Raw genomic sequence first — 18097 nt, 5'->3', positions numbered from 1 at the left:
TCACCGGATCGACACCCCTCACCCCGGGCCCGGCAACCCGTAGCCCCTACACAGGACCCATGGCTGTTCTGCACGCCGCTGGCGCACCCATCACGACCAGCGGTTACACCCTGCTGATCGCCGACGACCCGACTCTGGTCGCCGCCGCGCAACGGCTGCGCCACGAGGTGTTCCTCGGCGCCGCCCTGCCGCCCGACGCGGCCGGGCTCGACACCGACGGGTTCGACGCCCACTGCGACCACCTGGTGGTGCTGCGCGAGGACACCGGCGAGGTGGTCGGCACCTACCGCCTGCTGCCGCCCGGCCGCACCGACCGCCGGTACGCCGACGGCGAGTTCGACCTGACCCCACTGGCCCCGCTGCACGACGACCTGGTCGAGGCGGGCCGCTCCTGCGTGCATCCCGACCACCGCACCGGCGCCGTGATCAACCTGATGTGGGCCGGCATCTGCCGCTACCTGCACCTGCGCGGCTCCCGCTGGCTGGGCGGCTGCGCCTCGGTGCCGGTCGCCGACGGCGGGACCGCCGCCGCCGAGGTGTGGGCGCAGGTCACCGAGCGGCACCTCGCCCCGCCGCCGCTGCGGGTGACCCCGCGCCGGCCCTGGTTCGCCGAGGCGCCGGTGGCACCCGCGCCGGCGGCGCTCACCCCGGCCGAGCGCCGGGCGCTGGTCCCACCGCTGCTCCGCGGCTACCTGCGGCTCGGCGCGTGGATCGGCGGCGAGCCGGCGTACGACCCGGACTTCGGCTGCGCCGACTTCTACGTGCTCTTCTCGCTGGACCGGATGAACCCGCGTCACCTGCGCCACTTCCTCGGCGAGGTGGCGTCGTGACACCGCTCGGCGAGGACCTGTGGCGCCCCGCGTCCGGCTGCGGACCACGGTGCCTGCCCCACGCCGCCGCCCCGGACGTCTCCGCGCTCCGCCGGGGCGGCCGGCTGCTCGGCGTACTCGGCATGCTCGTGGTCGGGGCCGGCCTCGCCGCGCTGCTGCCGCTGCTGCCGGCGGCCGACCGACGGGCCGCGCTGCGCGCCTGGGCCCGGACGACGCTGCGCGCCCTCGGCGTGCGGCTGGTGGTCCGGGGCCGGCCGCCGCGCCGCCGCGCCCTGCTGGTCGCCAACCACGTCTCCTGGCTGGACATCCTCGCCGTGCTCGCGGTGTCGCCGGCCCGGATGCTGGCCAAGCGGGAGGTGCGCCGCTGGCCGGTGCTGGGCGTGCTGGCCGCGGCGGCCGGCACGCTCTTCGTGGACCGGTCCCGTCCCCGCGCGTTGCCGGCCGCCGTCGCCCGGGTGGCCGACGCGCTGCGCGCCGGGCATCCGGTGGCGCTGTTCCCGGAGGGCACCACCTGGTGCGGCGCGCCGTCCGGCTGCCGCCCGACGCGCGGCTTCCGGCCGGCGATGTTCGAGGCCGCGGTGGTGGCCGGGGCGCCGGTGGTGCCGCTGGGCATCGGCTACCGGCACGCCGGTGACGCGAGCACGCTGCCCGCCTTCCTCGGCGCGGAGACGCTCTGGGCGTCGCTGCGGCGGGTGCTGGCGGCCCGGGACCTCACCGTGTCGGTGACCGTGGCCGCCGCGCTGCACCCGGCCGACGGGGCGGACCGGCGGCTGTTGGCCCGCGCCGCCGAGGCCGCCATCCATCCGGCCCGGCCCCGCGGCGCGCGTGCACCCCGTCCCGCGCCTGTGGTACGCCCTTCGCCGGCGGCGCTGCCCGTGCCGCCGGGGCTCGGCCTGGCCGCCTGAGCCGCCCCGCGCGACCTTCGGGTGCGTTGGTGGTCGCTGGAGCGACATCAGGTGCACCCACCCGGGCGTGGCCGGTCGGGGACGCGACACAGTCTTGTTCAGTCGCGATGTATCGCGTTATGCTTCTCCCATCACGCGACGTGTCGTCCGGCACGTCGGCGAGGGGAGGACGCCATGGCCAGTTGGACTGTCGACAGTCCGCGCCGGCTCACGCTCGACGAGCCGGTCACCCGGCTGGACGTGCGGCTGGTCAGCGGCCGGCTCAACGTGGTGGCCACCGACGGTCCGGCCCGGGTCGACGTCACCCGGATCAGCCGTCGGCCGGTCGTGGTCGAGCTGCGCGAGGGTCGGCTGACCGTCCGGCACGAGCGGATGCCCCGCTGGCCGGGCGTGCTCTGGTGGCTCGGTCAGCTCCGCCGCCGGTTCCGCGCCGAGGTGTCGGTCGCCGTGCCGGCCCAGGCGCTCGCCGACCTGCACCTGATCGACGGCGCGCTGGTCGCCTCCGGGCTACGCCGGGACACCCGGGTCGACGTCACCTCGGGCCAGGTCACCCTGATGGGGCTGCGCGGACGCACCACCGCCAAGGTGGTCTCCGGTCCGGTGGAGGCGCTCGGCATCGGCGGCGACCTCGACCTGGAGACGGTCTCCGGGGAGCTGATCCTGGCCGACAGCGCGCCCGAACGGGTGCGGGCCCACGCGGTCTCCGGTTCGATCACCTGCGACCTGGACAATCCGCGGGGCAGCGAGATCCGGCTCAGCGCCATCTCCGGCAGCATCACCGTCCGGGTCCGCGAGGACAGCGACCTCAGCGTGCACCTGCACACCACCTCCGGCCGGATCACCAGCGGCTTTCCGCAGATCTGCGGCGGCCAGCACGGGTTCGGCGCGGTCAAGGACAGTCACGGCGTGCTGGGCGGGGGCGCGGGTAAGCTCTGGGCGTCCGCGACGTCCGGCAGCATCGCGCTGCTGGCCCGCCCGGTGGCGGACGCCGACGACGTGGAGGACCTGCCGTGACCGCCGTGTTCACCCACGGGCGGCTCCGGCTCTACCTGCTCAAGCTCCTCGACGACGGGCCGAAGCACGGCTACGAGCTGATCCGCCTGCTGGAGGAGCGGTTCCTCGGCCTGTACGCGCCCAGCGCCGGCACCATCTACCCCCGCCTGCAACGGCTGGAGGTGGAGGAGTTGGTCACGCACACCGCGGTGGGCGGGCGCAAGGTCTACGAGATCACCGAGGCGGGCCGCGCCGAGCTGCGCCAACGCGCCGACGAGTTGGCCACGCTGGAGGCCGACATCAGCGCCTCCGTCGAGGACCTCTCCGCGCTGGCCGGCGAGATCCGCACCGAGGTCCGCGGCTCGGCGCGCGACCTGAAGCGGGAGCTGCGCGAGGTGACCCGGCAGACCCGGCAGGGCCGCTGGACGCCGCCACCGGCCACCCGGCCCGGCGACCACGACGGGGCGGCCCGACCGGCGGAGGCGCCACTGCTCGTCGAGTTCGACGAGCGGCTGGCCGCGTTCACCGTCGAGGTCGGCGCGCTGGTGCGGGCCGGGCGGCTCAGCGACAACCAGCTCCGGACCGCGATCCGGCTGCTCGACGGCGCGCTCGACGGGCTGCGGCGACTGCTCCGCTGAGCTCACAGGTTGTTTCCAGCCACCACCCAGCGCGACCGCAGCCGGAGCACGGATGATGGGGCCATGGCGGCTACCCACACCGAGGCTCGACTGCTCGTCGTCGAGGACGATCCCAACATCCTCGAACTGCTCTCCGCGAGCCTGCGCTTCGCGGGCTTCGACGTGGCGACCGCGACCAGTGGCAGCGCGGCGCTGCACGCCGCCAAGGACCACCGGCCCGACCTGGTCGTGCTCGACGTGATGCTGCCCGACCTCGACGGCTTCGAGGTCATCCGGATGCTCCGCGAGGGCGGTACGCGTACCCCGGTGGTGTTCCTGACCGCACGGGACGCCACCGACGACAAGATCCGCGGGCTGACGCTGGGCGGCGACGACTACGTCACGAAGCCGTTCAGCCTGGAGGAGTTGACCGCCCGCATCCGGGCCGTGCTGCGGCGCACCGCGACCGGCGAGCAGGCGCCGTCCCGGCTCACGTTCGCCGACCTGGAGCTGGACGAGGAGACCCACGAGGTGCACCGGGCCGGCCAGCGGGTGCAGCTCTCGCCGACCGAGTTCAAGCTGCTGCGCTACCTGATGCTCAACGCCAACCGGGTGCTCAGCAAGGCGCAGATCCTCGACCACGTCTGGAACTACGACTTCCGCGGCGACGACAACATCGTCGAGTCGTACATCTCCTACCTGCGACGCAAGGTCGACAACACCCAGCCCCGGCTGATCCACACGCTGCGTGGGGTGGGGTACGTGCTACGCAAGCCGGCGGCGTGAGCGCCGTCCACGACGCGAAGAGCTGGCTGCGCGGGATCCCGCTCCGGCTCAAGCTGGTCACCTCCGTCCTGGCGCTGGTCGCGGCGGCGCTGCTGGTGATCAGCGTCTCCACCGCCTACTTCCTGCACAGCTACCTGGTCGGGCAGATCGACGCCGAGTTGCGGAACTCGGTGAACCGGGTGCAGTCGCTCCCGTCGAGCGGCGGCAGCATCACGCTGCCGAGCGACTACCTCGTAGTGCTGACCGACCTCGACACCGGCGAGATCGCGAAATACTCCTTCGACGACGGTCGCTTCCAGGAACGGGACCTGCCCCTGTGGCCGGCGAACGCGGCCGGTTTCCAGGAGCGGGTCGGCGACCCGTCCACCGTGCGGGCTCGGGACAGCTCGGTGCGGTGGCGGGTGCTCTACACCCAGCTCCCGAACGGGCAGATGGCGCTGATCGGCGAGCACCTGACCGACGTCGACCAGGCCGTCCGGCAGCTCATCTGGATAGACCTGCTGGTGGGCGGCGCGGTGCTGATCATCCTGGCGTCGGTGGGGGCGGGCATCGTGCGTACCAGTCTCAAGCCGCTCGTGGAGATCGAGCGGACCGCGGGGGCCATCGCCGGCGGCGACCTGACCCGGCGGGTGCCCGACCCGGAGGAGGGGCGGGCCTGCCCCACCTCCGAGCTGGGGCGGCTCTCCCGGGCGTTGAACACGATGCTGGCCCAGATCGAGGCCGCGTTCACCGCGCGGGCCGCCTCCGAGGCGGCGGCGCGCAGCGCCGAGACGGGCGCCCGGGACGCCGCCGCCCTGGCGCAGGCGTCCGAGGCGCGGGCCCGCCGGTCCGAGGAGCGGATGCGGCAGTTCATCGCGGACGCGTCGCACGAACTGCGGACCCCGCTGACCACCATCCGGGGTTTCGCCGAGCTGTACCGGCAGGGCGCGGCGCGGGCCCCGGAGCAGACCGCCGACCTGCTGCGCCGCATCGAGGACGAGGCGTCCCGGATGGGGCTGCTGGTGGAGGACCTGCTGCTGCTGGCGCGGATGGACCGGGAACGGCCGATCGCGTTGGCCCCGGTGGAGCTGCCGGTGCTGGCCTCGGACGCGGTGGAGGCGGCCCGGGTGGTCGACCCGGAACGGCGGATCGAGTTGGAGCTGGAACCGGGCGCGGGCCCGCTGGTGGTGCTCGGTGACGACGCCCGGCTGCGGCAGGTGATCGGCAACCTGATGACCAACGCGCTCACCCACACCCCGCCGGACGCCGCGGTCACGCTGCGGCTGCGGGCCGAGGCGGGGAACGTCGCGGTGGTGGAGGTGGCGGACACCGGGCCCGGCTTGACCCCGGAGCAGGCCGAGCGGGTCTTCGAGCGGTTCTACCGGGTGGACGCCGCACGGACCCGCCGGGCCGCCGGACCGACCAGCACCGGCCTCGGCCTGGCCATCGTCGCCGCGCTGGTGGCGGCGCACCACGGCACCGTCGAGGCGGTCGCCACGCCGGGCGGCGGGGCCACGTTCCGGGTGAAACTGCCGCTGCTGCCGGAGACGCCGGAGTCGGGCGAGTGACTTACAGAAAACATTCAGGCGGATTCCAGGCTGGTGACAGTGCCACGGGGAAAGCTGTAGGCATGACCGACCACGAGACCGAGCCGCAGCGGTCGCCGGCACCTGCCGACGCCCAGCCGTCGCACCACACCGCCGAGCTGCCCCGCGTCGAGAGCGGGACATCGGACTCCACTCCGGCCGCCGCGTCGGTTCCGGCCGACTCCCCGGCCGCCGGAACCACCGCCCACGCCGACGCGCCGGCGAACCCGTACGCGCCGTCGTCCGACGCGCCGGCGAACCCGTACGCGCCGTCGTCCGACGCGCCGGCGAACCCGTACGCGCCGTCGTCCGACGCGCCGGCGAACCCGTACGCGCCGTCGTCCGACGCGCCGGCCAATCCGTACGCGCCGTCCTCCGCCGCGCCGGCCAGCCCGTACGCGCCGGGTGGCGCGTACGCCCAGCCGTCCGGCAGCCCGTACGCCCAGCCCTCCGCGCCGCCGTACCCCGCCTCGGGGCAACCGCAGAACTGGTACGGCTCGCCGCAGCAGAGCGGGTGGGCGCAGCAGGGCGGCTCCGGCTACCCGTCGTCGCACACCGGGGGACCCGTTCCGACGTACCAGGCGCAGCCGTACCCCCCGCACCAGCCGCACCAGGCCGGGCAGCCGGTCCCGCCGTGGGGCCAGCAGCAGCCGGCGCGGCCCAGTCGGGCCGGCAAGTTCGTCGGCGCCGGCGCGTTGGCGCTGGCCCTGATGCTGGGCTCGGGCGTGGCCGGCGGCGCGCTGGCCCTCGCGCTCGACGACGGCGGCGGCGTCACCCGCACCTACTCCGCCGCCCCGGTGATCAACAGCGCCGACCTGCCCAAGATCGCGGCTGCCGTGCAGGACAGCATCGTCACGATCATGACGGACAGCGGTGAGGGCTCCGGGGTGATCCTCAGCGCCGACGGGTTCGTGCTGACCAACAACCACGTGGTCGCCTCCGCCGGCGGCGACACGGTGAAGGTGGTCTTCGCCAACGGCAAGACCGCCTCGGCGAAGATCGTCGGCACGGATCCGAAGACCGACCTCGCGGTGGTCAAGGCCAGCGGCGTGAGCGACCTGAAGGCGGCGAAGTTCGGCGACAGCGACGGCATGCAGGTCGGTGACCAGGTGCTCGCGCTGGGCAGCCCGCTCGGCCTCCAGGGCTCGGTGACCGCCGGCATCCTCAGCGCCCGCGACCGCACCATCTCCGCCGGTGAGGGCGGCCAGCAGCAGACCCCGCAGCAGGGGGCCAGCTCGATCTCCGGCCTGTTGCAGACCGACGCCCCGATCAACCCGGGCAACTCCGGCGGCGCGCTGGTCAACACCCGGGGCGAGGTGATCGGCATCAACACCGCGATCGCCACCGCCGGCCAGGGCAGCAACGGCAACATCGGGGTCGGCTTCGCCATCCCGAGCAACAAGGCCAAGGACGTGGCCGAGAAGCTCCAGCGCGGCGAGAAGATCAGCCACCCGTCGCTCGGGGTCAGCGTGAACGCCGCGGAGGACGGTGGCGCGATGGTCGCCGCGGTCACCCCGGGCAGCGCCGCCGAGAAGGCCGGGATCCAGCGGGGTGACGTGATCACCAAGTTCGGTGACAAGGTGATCAACGATTCCAACGATCTGGTCGGCGCCGTGCAGGCCGGCAAGGTCGGCGACCGGGTCGAACTTCAGTTCAAGCGAAACGGATCCGACGAGACGGCAACCGTAACGCTCGCCGAAACGTCATAGTCCGCAAGACCTACCTCCCTCCCGGGGGGGGGGGGGGGGGGGGGGGGGGGGGGGGGGGGGGGGGGGGGGGGGGGGGGGGGCGCGCCGCCCCCCCCCCCCCCCCCCCCGCCGCGGGGGGGGGCGGGGGCGCGCGCCCCGCGCCCCCCCCCCCCCCCCCCCCCCCCCCCCCCCCCCCCCCCCCCCCCCCCTCCTCGTGCCTCACCCGGTCCGGGTGAGCCGGTCACCGGCCCGGTGACCGGTCCGGGCGCAACCGCCGTTTACCGCGTGCCGCGTCGGGAACCCGCCGCCGATCGGGTACGCCGGGGACCAGCGGGGGAGGGACTCGTGGCCGTCGACCAGCCACCGCCTGGCCGGGTGCGGGCCGGGCCGCTCCGGATCGCGATGGTGGTCCCGCCGTGGCTGTCGGTGCCGCCGCCCGGCTACGGCGGGTTGGAGACCCTGGTGGCCGGGCTGGTCGACGCGCTCGTCGAGCGCGGGCACGCGGTGACGCTGTTCGGCGCCGGCACCGAGCACGGCACCGCCGCCGAGTTCGTCTCCACCTGCGCCGAGCTGCAGTTCGACCGGTTGGGTGAGTCGCTGCCCGAGCTGGCCCACCTGGCGCACGTCGACCACCTGGTCGACCCGGCCGACTTCGACCTGGTGCACGACCACAGCACCATCGGCCCGATGGTGGCCGGCCGCCGTCGGGTGCCGACCGTGGCGACCGTGCACGGCAACCCGGTCGGCGAGTACGGCACCGTGCTCAGCAACACCGACCGGGGGGTGGGTCTGATCGCGATCTCGCACGCCCAGCGCCGGGCGAATCCGGGCCTGCCGTGGGTCGGCACGGTGCACAACGCGATGCCGCTGCGGGACTTCCCGCACAAGCGCGCGCCGGGGGCCGGGCCGGTGCTCTGGCTCGCCCGGTTCAGCCCGGACAAGGGCCCCGACGTGGCGATCCGGGCCTGCCGGGCGGCCGGGCTGCCGCTCACCCTGGCCGGCAAGTGCAACGAGCCGACCGAGCGCCGCTACCTGGAGCAGGTGGTGGAGCCGTTGCTGGGCGAGGACGTCACGCTTGTGGTGAACGCCGAGCGCGAGGCGGTGCTGCGGCTGCTGCTCGACGCGCGGTGCCTGATCATGCCGATCCAGTGGGCGGAGCCGTTCGGCATGGTGATGGTGGAGGCCATGGCGACCGGTACGCCGGTGGTGGCGTTGCGCCGGGGCGCGGTGCCGGAACTGGTCCGGTCCGGGGTCACCGGGCTGGTGTGCGACCACGCCGACGAGTTGCCGGCGGCGCTGCGCGCGGTAGTCGACCTGGACCCGGCCGACTGCGTCGCGCACGTCGCCGAGAGCTTCTCGGTGGAGCGGATGGCCGCCGGCTACGAGGCGGTGTACCGCAGCTTCCTGGCCGGGCGGGCGACGACCGGCGGCCCGCGGGCGGTCGCACCGCTCGTCGCCGGTTGACCGGTCAGGCGCGCCCGACCACGAGCGCCGCCGCCGCGGCGTCGAGTTGCCGCGCGTACCCGGGGGTGATGCTGCCCTCGCGCCGACGCTCGGCGATCTTGCCGCGGAGTCGCTCCACCGCGGCGGTCACCTCGTCCTCGCCGCTCGCGGCCACCGCGTTGCGCAGCAGGTTGCGCAGGTCCACCCCGACGTCGCTGCGGATCTGACCGTCGGTCAGCCCGGCCTCGATCAGACCGTCCACCCGCTCGGCCGCGTCCGCCGGCTCGTCGGTCGGCGCGGCCGGGACGGTGCTGGCCGGCGCACGGGTCGGCTCGGGCGGCGGCGTGGTGGCCGGGTTCCCGTCACCGGTCGGCACGCCGGTGGGTGTCTCCACCGGCCCGGCGGTCGGCAGCACCCGGGGCTCGACCGGCCGGTCCGGCGTCAGCGCCGGCACCAGCAACGCGGCGGCGGCCACCAGCACCACCCCGGCCCCCGTCAGCGCGAGGACACGGCGTCGGCCCGGCCCTCCGACCGGCGCCGGTCCGTCCGCCGAACCGGGCTGGGCCGCCGAACCGGGCTGGGCCGCCGAACCGGGCTGGGCCGCCGGACCGGGTCCGCCCGCCGGGCCGGGCCGGGCCGCCGGGGCGGGCGGGACGGGGACCGGCTGGGTCGGCGGGGCCGCCGCCCGGCTCAGCGCGGGCAGCGTCATGGTCGGCGCCAGCATGGTGGCGGCCTGCGGATCGGCGGGAAGCAACTGGTCGCGGAGCACCGCCGCCACCCGGTGCGCGGTGGGCCGGTCCCGCGGATCGCGGGCCAGGCAGCGCAGGCAGATCTCCGCAACCGGCCGGGGCAGTCCGGGTACGCCGTCCAGCGTGGGCGGCGCGTGCTCCGCCAACGCGGCGCTGAGCTGCTCCCAGGTGTCCGCCGGGTACGGCGGCTGGCCGGTCAGCGTCTCGAAGAGCAGCACGCCCAGCGAGTAGACGTCGGTGGCGGGCTGGGCCGGCGCCCCGTCCAGCCGTTCCGGCGCGACGTACGCCGGGGTGCCGAACGTGCCGCCGTCCTCGTCCTCGTCCGGTGCCCCGACCCGGGTGGCGATGCCGAAGTCGAGCACCTTCGCCCCGACGCCGGTCATCATCACGTTGGCCGGGGTGACGTCGCGGTGCACGATGCCGAGCCGGTGCGCCGCGGCCAGCGCCTCGGCCACCTGCGCGCCCGTCTCCACCGCCGCCGCCCAGGGCAGTGGCCCCTCGGTCAGCCGGTGCTCCAACTCCTCGCCGCTGAGCAGCTCCATCACCACGAACGAGGTGATCGAGCCGTCCGGCGCGACCGTCTCGCCGTAGTCGTGCACGGCGGTGACGTGCGGGTGGTCGAGCTGCGCGGCCGAGCGGGCCTCCTCGCGCACCATGTCGCGGAACCGGGCGTCGGCGGCGAGCGAGGGGGCGAGCACCTTCACCGCCACCACCCGGTCGAGCACCTCGTCGCGGGCCCGCCAGATCACCGACATGCCGCCGGCGCCGATCCGGTCGATGAGCCGGTACCGCCGGGCCAGCAGACGGCCGGCTTGGAGTGTCGCCTTCACCTCGCACCTGCCTGGGCTCGGGAGCGCTACCAGGTTGCGGGAATGTGTCCGGCCTGTCAACGGGCGTCCGGAAGCCCGTCACGATCCGCGCGTCGACCGTGGCGCACCGTGCCCGGCCGGGCACGCCGGGCCGGACCGTGCGCCCCGTGCCAGGATGAACGGCATGGCAGGCGGTCCGGTGGCGTTCGTGCTCGGCGGCGGGGGAGTGCTGGGGGCGGTCGAGGTCGGCATGCTGCGCGCTCTGTTCCGCGCCCGGATCCGGCCCGACCTGGTGCTCGGCACCTCGATCGGCGCGGTCAACGGCGCCCTGGTCGCCGCCGACCCGACCGAGGCGGTCACCGACCGGCTGGTCCGGCTCTGGGCCTCCCCGGAGGCGAGCGAGGTGTACGGCGACTCGGTCGCCCGGCAGCTACGCCGCTTCGCCGCGCGGACCCACCTGCACTCGCCCCGCCCGCTGCGCCGCCTGCTGGAGAGCGAACTGGGTGAGGCGACCACCTTCGCCGACCTGGCCGTGCCGTTCCGGTGCTGCGCGGCGAACATCGAGCGCGCCGCCGAGTACTGGTTCTCCGACGGGCCGGTGGTGCCGGCGGTGCTCGCGTCCGCCTCGGTGCCCGGGCTGCTGCCACCCGCCCAGATCGCCGGCCAGCACTACATCGACGGCGGGGTGGTCAACTCGATCCCGGTCGGCGAGGCGGTGGCGGCCGGCGCGACGCGGATCTTCGTGCTCCAGGTGGGCCGGATCGAGCGTGAGCTGAGCCCGCCGCGTCGGCCGTGGGAGGTCGCCCAGGTCGCGTTCGAGATCGCCCGCCGGCACCGGTTCGCCCGGGAGATGGCGGCGCTGCCCGACGGCGTCGAGGTGCACGTGCTGCCGACCGGCGGCCTGGATCCGCGCGACGACAGCCCGTGGGCGTACCGGGACATGGCGGCCGTGGGGCGGCGGATCAGCCGGGCGTACACCGCCTCCCGCCGTTACCTGGACACCGCGCTGGAGCGTTGATGCCGCTGCCACCCCGCTGGTTACGCCGGCTGCTGTTCGCGCCCGGCGTCGTGCTGCTCGCCGTCGTCGTGGTCACCACGCTGCCCGGTTGGGCGCTGCTGGCGTTGGCCGCGTCGCCGCTGGTGCCGGGGCGGCTGCGCCCGCTGCGGCTGCTCTGGATCGGCACCGTCTACCTGGTCTGGGACGCCGCCGCGCTGCTCACCCTCTTCGTGCTCTGGCTGGCCGCCGGGTTCGGCCGGTACAAGCGGTCGCCGGCGTTCCAGCGGGCCCACTACGTGGTCGCCGGCCGCTTCCTGCGGGTGTTGTTCTGGCAGGCCCGGTGGACACTGCGGCTGAGCATCGACGTGGTCGGCACCGATCCGGACACCGCGCTGCCCGGCCGTCCCGAGCTGGTGCTCTGCCGGCACGCCGGGCCGGGTGACTCGTTCATCCTGATCCACGCGCTGGTGAACTGGTTCCACCGGGAGCCCCGGATCGTGCTCAAGGAGAGCCTCCAGTGGGACCCGGCGATCGACGTGCTGCTCAACCGGCTGCCCAACCGGTTCATCGCGCCCGGCGCGGACGGCCGGGACTCGGCGGTACGGCAGATCAGCCACCTGGCCACCGGCCTCGACGACGACGACGCCTTCGTGATCTTCCCGGAGGGCGGCAACTTCACCCCGTCGCGCCGACTGCGGGCGATCGCCCGGCTGCGGTCGCTCGGGCTGGAGCGGATGGCGCTGCGGGCCGAGCGGATGCAGCACGTGCTCGCCCCGCAGCCCGGTGGACTGCTGGCCGCGCTGGACGCCGCGCCGGACGCCGGGGTGATCTTCGTGGCGCACACCGGCCTGGACCAGTTGCTCACGGTCGCGGACGTGTGGCGTGAGCTGCCGATGGACAAGCGGATCGTGATGCGGTTCTGGTCCGTGCCGCCGGAGGAGATCCCCGCCGGTGAGCAGGAGCGCATCGACTGGCTGTTCGACTGGTGGGCCCGGATCGACAAATGGATCGCCGCCACCCGGGACGGCACGGCCGACGCCTGAGCGGCTTTCGCGCCCGGTTGCGGCGGCGCGGCCCGGACGCCGCGTAGGGTGCGCTGGTGGAGCAGATCTGCGTGGTGACGACGGTGGTGGATGCCCGCCGGGTGGCGGACGTGTTGGCGGCTGCGGCCGTCGCCGGCCGTCTGGCGGCGTGTGCCCAGGTCGGCGGCCCGGTGGACAGCACCTACTGGTGGCAGTCGGCGATCCAGACCACCGCCGAGTGGTCGGTGCGTTTCAAGACCACGCCGGACCGGGTGGACGCGCTCGTCGACCAGATCCGGGCCAGCCACCCGTACGAGGTGCCGGAGATCCTGGTCGCCCGGGAGGACAGCGGCAACCCGGACTACACCGCCTGGGTACGCGAACACACCCGTCCCTAGGTACCCCTACTCTGTCCGCCCGCCCCGCCACCGGCGAGGCTGACCGGGTGGAGAACACCGGCTACCCCTGCCCCGGATGCGGCGCACCGGCCGACCTCGTCGCCGGCTGCCGCGCCTGCGGTCGCCCGCCCTACCCGCCCGCCGCCGAGGTGGTCCGGCTGGACCGGGAGATCGTCGCGCTGACCCCACGGGTGGACGCGGCCCGGGTCGCGTACCAGGAGCTGGCCGGCCGGCTGTCCACGGTCCGGCAGCGACGGGCGGCGCTGGCCGCCCGGATCCGCCTGGAGATCCCCGCGCCCCGTCCGATCACCGCCGGGACGCCGATCACCGCCGGGACGCCGATCACCGCCGGGACGCCGATCACCGCCGGGACGCCGATCACCGCCGGGACGCCGCCGCAGCCGGTGCGGCCGGTGCGGCCGGTGCGGCCGGTGCCGCCCGTCGCCGGGCCGGCCCGCGCCGGTGGCGCGGAGACGTCCGGCCGGGCGGTGCAGGGTCTGCTCTTCGTGCTCGGTGGGCTGCTGCTCGGCACCGCCGCGATCGTCTTCACCGCGGTCGCCTGGGCCGCGTTCGGGGTGGCCGGCCGGGCGCTGATTCTGCTCGCCGTCACCGTGCTGGCGCTCGCCGCGCCGTTGCTGGCCCGGGCGCGCGGGCTGCGCGGCACCGCCGAGACGATCGCCGCGGTGGGACTGCTGCTGGTGCTCCTGGACGGGTACGCCGCGTGGTCGGTGGACCTGTTCGGGGTGGCCGGCTGGCCGGGCAGCCGGTACGCCGCCCTGGTCGCGGCCGTCAGCGCTGCCGTGGCGGCCGGCTACGGGCGACTCAGCCGCCTGACCGCGCCGTGGTTCGCGGCGTGGCTGGCGGCCCAGCCGGTGCTGCCGCTGGCGGTGGCGGGGGCCCGGCCGGCGGCGGCCGGTTGGGCGTTGGCCCTGACCGTGCTGGCGCTCGGTGACCTGGCGGTGGTGGTCGCCCTGCGCCGCCGGACCGCCCGTGCCGGCGGCGCGCGCCTGGGGAGCGGCGCCGGCACGGGCCCGGCCGGCGGGGCGGTGTGGGCCGGGCAGGTGCTGGGCTGGCTCGGGCACGGCGCGGCGCTGGCCCTGGCCGCCGGCTTCGCGCTGGTGCCGCTGGCGGTCGGCCGCGCGGCCGGCACCCCGCTGCTGGCCGGCGGTCCGCTGCTGGTGGTGGCGCTCGCCCTGGTCGCGGGCGCGTACGCGGCCGGTGGCCGGACGTGGCGCGCGGTGGCCGCCGGGCTGCTGGTGCCGGTGCTGGCCGCCGCGCTGGTGCGTCCGGTCGCCGCCGAGCGTCCCGGGCTGCTGCTGCTCGCGGCCGGGCTCACGGTGGCGGTGCTGGCCGGCGCGGTCCGGGCGCTTCCGGCGCGGCTGCGGACCGGGCCGCGGATCGGTGCGCTCGTGGTGGCCGCCGGGCTGGGACAGGCCACCGTCGTGCTGACCGGGGTGACGGCCGCGGCGGTCGCGGTCGCCGCGCTCCGGGACCGGCCGGTCGGGTCCGTTCCCTCCTGGGGCTGGCAGTTGCCGCCCGCGTTGCTGCTCGTCGCCGGCGCGGTGGCGCTGCTGACGCCCCGGGCCGCCCGGCCGCTGGTCGGGGTCGTGACCGCCGGGTTGACCGTCCTCGCCGCGCCGGCCGTGGTGGGCACGCCGTGGCCGGCGGTGCTGGTCGCCGACCTCACGGTCGCCGCCGCGCTGCTGCTGGGCGCGGTGGCTCGGCCGCGCCGGGGCCGGGTCGTCGTCGGAGTCGCCGCGTCGACCGGCGCGGTGCTGGTCGGGCATGCGCTGCTGGTCGGCTGCGCCGCGCCGGCCGGTGCCGTCGCGGTGCTCGCGGTGACGGCAGTGCTCGGCGTGGCGGTGGCGGCGCTCGGCCGGCGCGGTGCGGGCGCCCAGCCGGTCGTCGCCGGGCTGGCGCTGGCCGTGGCGCTGCTCGCCGTACCGGCGGCGGTGGCCGTCGCGCTGCTCGGCCTGGACGCGCCGACCTGGTGGCAACTGCGGGGCGGGGCGGTCGCCGTCGTGGTGCCGGTGGTCGCCGTGCCGGCGGTCCGCCGCCGGTGGCCCGACCTGACCGGGTACGCCTCGACGGCGCTCGCGGTCGCGCTCGCCGCACTCGGCCTCGGGCCGCTGGTCGTGCCGGGCCGGGAACCGGTGGCGCTCTACGCCGCGGCGGGAGTGCTGCTGGCACTGGCCGCCGGTGGCGGGACGACCCGGCCGGCGTACGCCCCGCGGGTGGTCGGCGCGGCGCTGGCCGGGCTGGCGGGGCTGGCCGCCGCGCCGGGCGCGCTGGCGGTGCTGGGGGAGCTGTCGGTCCGGCCCTGGTCCGGGGCGCCGGCCGGCACGGCGGCTCCGGCGGAGGCGGCCCGGGCCGGGTTGACCCTGCTGCTGCTGGGCGTCGCCGCGGCGGCGTACGCCCGGATCGGGACGCCGGTCGGCCGGCGCGTGCGGGCGGCGCTGCCGTTCGGCGCGGTGGCCCTGCCGGTGCTGCTCGCGGCGGCCGACGCGCCCTGGCCGGTGGTGCCGGCGGTGGCGTTCGGCACCGGCCTGGCCGCGCTGCTGACCGCCGCCGCAGCGGGTCCGGGCCCGGCCGCCCCGGTGGGCGACGCTTCGACGTTCGCGGTGGGTCCGGGGCCGGCCGCCCCGGTGGGCGGGCGTCCGGTGTCGACGGTGGGTGCCGGCGGCGTCGCCCCGGTGGGGGCGGTTCCGACGTCGGCCCCGGGCCTGGCGGGGGCGAATCCGGCGGTTCCGACGTCGGCCCCGGGCCTGGCGGGGGCGCGTCCGGCGCCGACGGCGAACCCGGTGGGGGCGGGTCCGGCGTCGGCTCCGGGCTGGTGGTTGCCGGTGCTGGTGCTGTCGGGGGCGCTGCTCGGCGGGTTCGGGTTCGGCGGGCTGGTCGCCACCCGGGCGGGGACGTTGGCCGGGCTGGGGGCGCTGGTGGTGGCCGGCGTGGTGGTGGGCCGGGCCGGGTGGTCGGGCGCGGTCCGGCTCGCCGGTTGGCTGGGCGCGGTGGCCGCGGCCACCGGCTTCGCGGTCACCGCGCCGTTGGCCGGCGGCCTGCCGTTGCGTACCGCCGGGTTCGCGGTGCTGGCCGTCGCGGCGGTGACCCTGCACGCGGCGCCAGCGTTGGGGGCCACCCCTCGGATCGTCGATCTTGGACTTGTGGTCGTTCGCAAAAGGCGTGATCCCGACATCGCGGGCGCCACAACTCCAAGATCGACGCTGTGGACGGTGGGGGCGGCGGCGACGGTGGGGGCGAGTGCGGTGCTGGAGGGGGTGGCGCAGGCGGTGGCGCTGCTCGCGCTGCTGCTCACCGGCGGCGCGCTGCGGTACGCGGCGGCGGTCTGCGCGCTCTGGGGCGTGGTCGTGGCGGTCCGGGTGCTGCGCCGTGGTGAGACGCCGGCCCGGCGTGCCGCTCTCGCGGCGGTCGCGGGCGGCAGCGAGCTGCTCGGCGGCTGGCTGCTGCTGGCGGCCGGCGGGGTGGCGGTGCTGGAGGCGTACACGGTGCCGGCGGCGGCGCTCGCCCTCGGCGCGGGCCTGCTCGCGCTGCGGCGCCGGCCCGGACTGACGAGCTGGCTGGCGCTCGGCCCGGGGCTCGGCGCGGCGCTGCTGCCCAGCCTGGTCTCGGTGCTGGCGGCGCCGGACCCGCAACCGCTGCGCCGGCTGGCGCTGGGCGTGGTGGCGCTCGGCGCGGTGCTCGGCGGCGCGGTCCGGCGCTGGCAGGCGCCGGTCCTGCTGGGCGCGGCCACGCTGGTGCCGTTGGCGCTGCACGAACTGGCCCGGAGCTGGGACCTGCTGCCCCGCTGGGTCTTTCTCGCGCTGGGCGGCCTGGCGCTGATCGGTCTGGCCGCCACGTACGAGCGACGCCGGCGTGACCTGGCCCGCCTGCGTGCCGCCGTCACCCGCCTGACCTGACCGGTCCCGTCGCCGGGGTGGGGACAGCACCACCTGCGGTTCGGGGGATGGCGGGATTACCCAGGGCCACGAAATTCGACAGGCTGGTCACCGAGGGTCACGACTGGATGTGGCCCATGGCAGGGCGGGGGCGATGGCGGATGACGACTTCGACGGTGGCGGCATCCGAGGGCCGGCGGGGCAGCGACTACGCGCGGCTGTCCCGCCGGGTCGCCGAGGCCGGGTTGTTCGAGCGGCGGCCGGGCCGGTACGCGGTCCGCATCGCGCTCACCCTGGGCGCGTTCCTGGCCGGCTGGGCGGTGGTGGCGGCCGTCGGCGACTCCTGGTGGCAACTGCCGCTGGCGGCCGTCATGGCGGTGGCCACCACCCAGGTGGCGTTCCTCGGGCACGACGCCGGGCACCGGCAGATGTTCCGCCGGCGCGGGCCCAGCGAGGTGGCCGGCCTGGTCGCCGGGAACCTCGCCGTGGGGCTGAGTTACGGCTGGTGGGTGGAGAAGCACAACCGGCACCACGCCAACCCGAACCACGCCGACGAGGACCCGGACGTCGGCGCGGGCGCGTTGGTCTGGACGTACGAGCAGGCGCAGGCGACCCGGGGACTGAGCCGGTGGCTGGCCCGGCGGCAGGCGTGGCTGTTCTTCCCGATGCTGCTGCTGGAGGGGCTGGCGCTGCACGTGGCGAGCATCCGGGCGCTGGCCGGTCGGCAGCCGGACGGCCGGTGGCGCGTCCCGGTGCGGCACCGGGCCGTGGAGGCGACGCTGCTCGCGGCACACACCTCCGGCTACGTCGGCCTGCTGCTGGCGGTGATGTCACCGGGCAAGGCGCTGCTTTTCGCCGCCGTGCACCAGGGACTCTGGGGGCTCTACATGGGGTGCGCGTTCGCCCCGAACCACAAGGGCATGCCGATGCCCACCGCCGACGACGACCTTGACTACCTGCGCAAGCAGGTGCTCACGGCCCGCAACGTGCGCGGCGGCCGGTTCGTCGACCTGGCGTTGGGCGGCCTCAACCACCAGATCGAGCACCACCTGTTCCCGAACCTGCCGCGCGCCAACCTGCGCCGGGCCCGCCCGCTGGTCCGGGCGTACTGCGCCGAGCAGGGCATCCCGTACGCGGAGGCCGGGCTGGTCGAGTCGTACCGGCAGGGGTTGGCGCACCTGCACGACGTGGGGCGACCGCTGCGCGCGGGCTGAGTCGGGCGGCCGGGCAGGGGCGTCGAGGGGGTGCCCCCGCCCGGCCCGGCCGGTGGCGTGCGCCGCTTCCGGCGTGCGGGGGAACGCCGCCGTCGGACGCGGCCGGTAGGGTCGTCGCAGTGGTGGGACGGCGCGTCGCCGGGGTGACGCGCGGCCCGGTGGGCGACCGGCCCCGGCCGGGTCAAGCG

The 18097-nt window shown here is 76.2% G+C and carries 14 protein-coding genes; 13 read left to right on the top strand and 1 reads right to left on the bottom strand.

What is annotated here, in order from left to right; all coding sequences use genetic code 11:
* The first annotated feature begins 59 nt into the window (after positions 1-59).
* From ACIA6B_RS28220 to ACIA6B_RS28185, 8 genes are all read left to right on the top strand, one after another.
* Positions 60-830: a GNAT family N-acetyltransferase gene (locus ACIA6B_RS28220; protein ID WP_396777890.1), complete on the top strand. Its 771-nt coding sequence runs from the start codon at positions 60-62 to the stop codon at positions 828-830.
* Positions 827-1735 carry a lysophospholipid acyltransferase family protein gene (locus ACIA6B_RS28215; RefSeq protein ID WP_396777888.1) on the top strand — a complete coding sequence of 303 codons (909 nt, stop codon included), beginning with the start codon at positions 827-829 and terminating at the stop codon, positions 1733-1735. Before ACIA6B_RS28220 ends, ACIA6B_RS28215 begins: the two co-directional genes overlap by 4 nt.
* A 174-nt stretch (positions 1736-1909) precedes the next feature.
* Positions 1910-2749, top strand: a complete 840-nt coding sequence (locus ACIA6B_RS28210; RefSeq protein ID WP_396777886.1) for a DUF4097 family beta strand repeat-containing protein — start codon at positions 1910-1912, stop codon at positions 2747-2749.
* Positions 2746-3366 carry a PadR family transcriptional regulator gene (locus ACIA6B_RS28205; RefSeq protein ID WP_396777884.1) on the top strand — a complete coding sequence of 207 codons (621 nt, stop codon included), beginning with the start codon at positions 2746-2748 and terminating at the stop codon, positions 3364-3366. The genes ACIA6B_RS28210 and ACIA6B_RS28205 overlap by 4 nt, the downstream gene beginning before the upstream one ends.
* A gap of 63 nt (positions 3367-3429) precedes the next feature.
* A complete protein-coding gene (locus ACIA6B_RS28200) occupies positions 3430-4131 on the top strand; it encodes a response regulator transcription factor (RefSeq protein ID WP_107160940.1) in 702 nt (233 codons plus the stop codon).
* The gene (locus ACIA6B_RS28195; protein WP_396777882.1) at positions 4128-5678 is read left to right on the top strand and encodes a sensor histidine kinase; all 1551 of its coding nucleotides are present in this window, start codon (positions 4128-4130) and stop codon (positions 5676-5678) included. The genes ACIA6B_RS28200 and ACIA6B_RS28195 overlap by 4 nt, the downstream gene beginning before the upstream one ends.
* A 62-nt stretch (positions 5679-5740) precedes the next feature.
* Positions 5741-7405: a trypsin-like peptidase domain-containing protein gene (locus ACIA6B_RS28190; RefSeq protein WP_396777880.1), complete on the top strand. Its 1665-nt coding sequence runs from the start codon at positions 5741-5743 to the stop codon at positions 7403-7405.
* A 381-nt stretch (positions 7406-7786) separates the two neighbouring features.
* The gene (locus ACIA6B_RS28185) at positions 7787-8848 is read left to right on the top strand and encodes a glycosyltransferase family 4 protein (protein WP_396777999.1); all 1062 of its coding nucleotides are present in this window, start codon (positions 7787-7789) and stop codon (positions 8846-8848) included.
* Between the two features lie 4 nt (positions 8849-8852).
* Here the strand turns inward: ACIA6B_RS28185 and ACIA6B_RS28180 are convergent, their stop codons facing one another.
* Positions 8853-10406, bottom strand: a complete 1554-nt coding sequence (locus tag ACIA6B_RS28180; RefSeq protein WP_396777878.1) for a serine/threonine-protein kinase — start codon at positions 10404-10406, stop codon at positions 8853-8855.
* A gap of 163 nt (positions 10407-10569) precedes the next feature.
* Between ACIA6B_RS28180 and ACIA6B_RS28175 the strand changes: the two genes are divergently transcribed.
* From ACIA6B_RS28175 to ACIA6B_RS28155, 5 genes are all read left to right on the top strand, one after another.
* Positions 10570-11403 carry a patatin-like phospholipase family protein gene (locus ACIA6B_RS28175; protein ID WP_396777876.1) on the top strand — a complete coding sequence of 278 codons (834 nt, stop codon included), beginning with the start codon at positions 10570-10572 and terminating at the stop codon, positions 11401-11403.
* Positions 11403-12425, top strand: coding sequence for a 1-acyl-sn-glycerol-3-phosphate acyltransferase (locus ACIA6B_RS28170; protein WP_396777874.1), 1023 nt, complete (start codon positions 11403-11405; stop codon positions 12423-12425). The genes ACIA6B_RS28175 and ACIA6B_RS28170 overlap by 1 nt, the downstream gene beginning before the upstream one ends.
* A 56-nt stretch (positions 12426-12481) precedes the next feature.
* The gene (gene cutA, locus ACIA6B_RS28165; RefSeq protein WP_396777872.1) at positions 12482-12802 is read left to right on the top strand and encodes a divalent-cation tolerance protein CutA; all 321 of its coding nucleotides are present in this window, start codon (positions 12482-12484) and stop codon (positions 12800-12802) included.
* A gap of 47 nt (positions 12803-12849) precedes the next feature.
* Positions 12850-16716: an SCO7613 C-terminal domain-containing membrane protein gene (locus ACIA6B_RS28160; RefSeq protein ID WP_396777870.1), complete on the top strand. Its 3867-nt coding sequence runs from the start codon at positions 12850-12852 to the stop codon at positions 16714-16716.
* Positions 16717-16856: 140 nt separating this feature from the next.
* Complete coding sequence (locus ACIA6B_RS28155) at positions 16857-17909, top strand: fatty acid desaturase family protein (RefSeq protein ID WP_396777868.1); 1053 nt, start codon at positions 16857-16859, stop codon at positions 17907-17909.
* Positions 17910-18097: the final 188 nt, after the last annotated feature.

Source organism: Micromonospora sp. NPDC051141 (genome assembly GCF_044455765.1).
Classification (GTDB): Bacteria; Actinomycetota; Actinomycetes; order Mycobacteriales; family Micromonosporaceae; genus Micromonospora.
This window is presented reverse-complemented; position numbering and strand designations above follow the sequence as displayed.

Bases quoted from the DNA above. Each gene is read 5' to 3' on its own strand.
- ACIA6B_RS28220 (WP_396777890.1), top strand. From the start codon at position 60: ATGGCTGTTCTGCACGCCGCTGGCGCACCCATCACGACCAGCGGTTAC.
- ACIA6B_RS28210 (WP_396777886.1), top strand. From the start codon at position 1,910: ATGGCCAGTTGGACTGTCGACAGTCCGCGCCGGCTCACGCTCGACGAG.
- ACIA6B_RS28200 (WP_107160940.1), top strand. From the start codon at position 3,430: ATGGCGGCTACCCACACCGAGGCTCGACTGCTCGTCGTCGAGGACGAT.
- ACIA6B_RS28190 (WP_396777880.1), top strand. From the start codon at position 5,741: ATGACCGACCACGAGACCGAGCCGCAGCGGTCGCCGGCACCTGCCGAC.
- ACIA6B_RS28185 (WP_396777999.1), top strand. From the start codon at position 7,787: ATGGTGGTCCCGCCGTGGCTGTCGGTGCCGCCGCCCGGCTACGGCGGG.
- ACIA6B_RS28175 (WP_396777876.1), top strand. From the start codon at position 10,570: ATGGCAGGCGGTCCGGTGGCGTTCGTGCTCGGCGGCGGGGGAGTGCTG.
- ACIA6B_RS28170 (WP_396777874.1), top strand. From the start codon at position 11,403: ATGCCGCTGCCACCCCGCTGGTTACGCCGGCTGCTGTTCGCGCCCGGC.
- ACIA6B_RS28155 (WP_396777868.1), top strand. From the start codon at position 16,857: ATGACGACTTCGACGGTGGCGGCATCCGAGGGCCGGCGGGGCAGCGAC.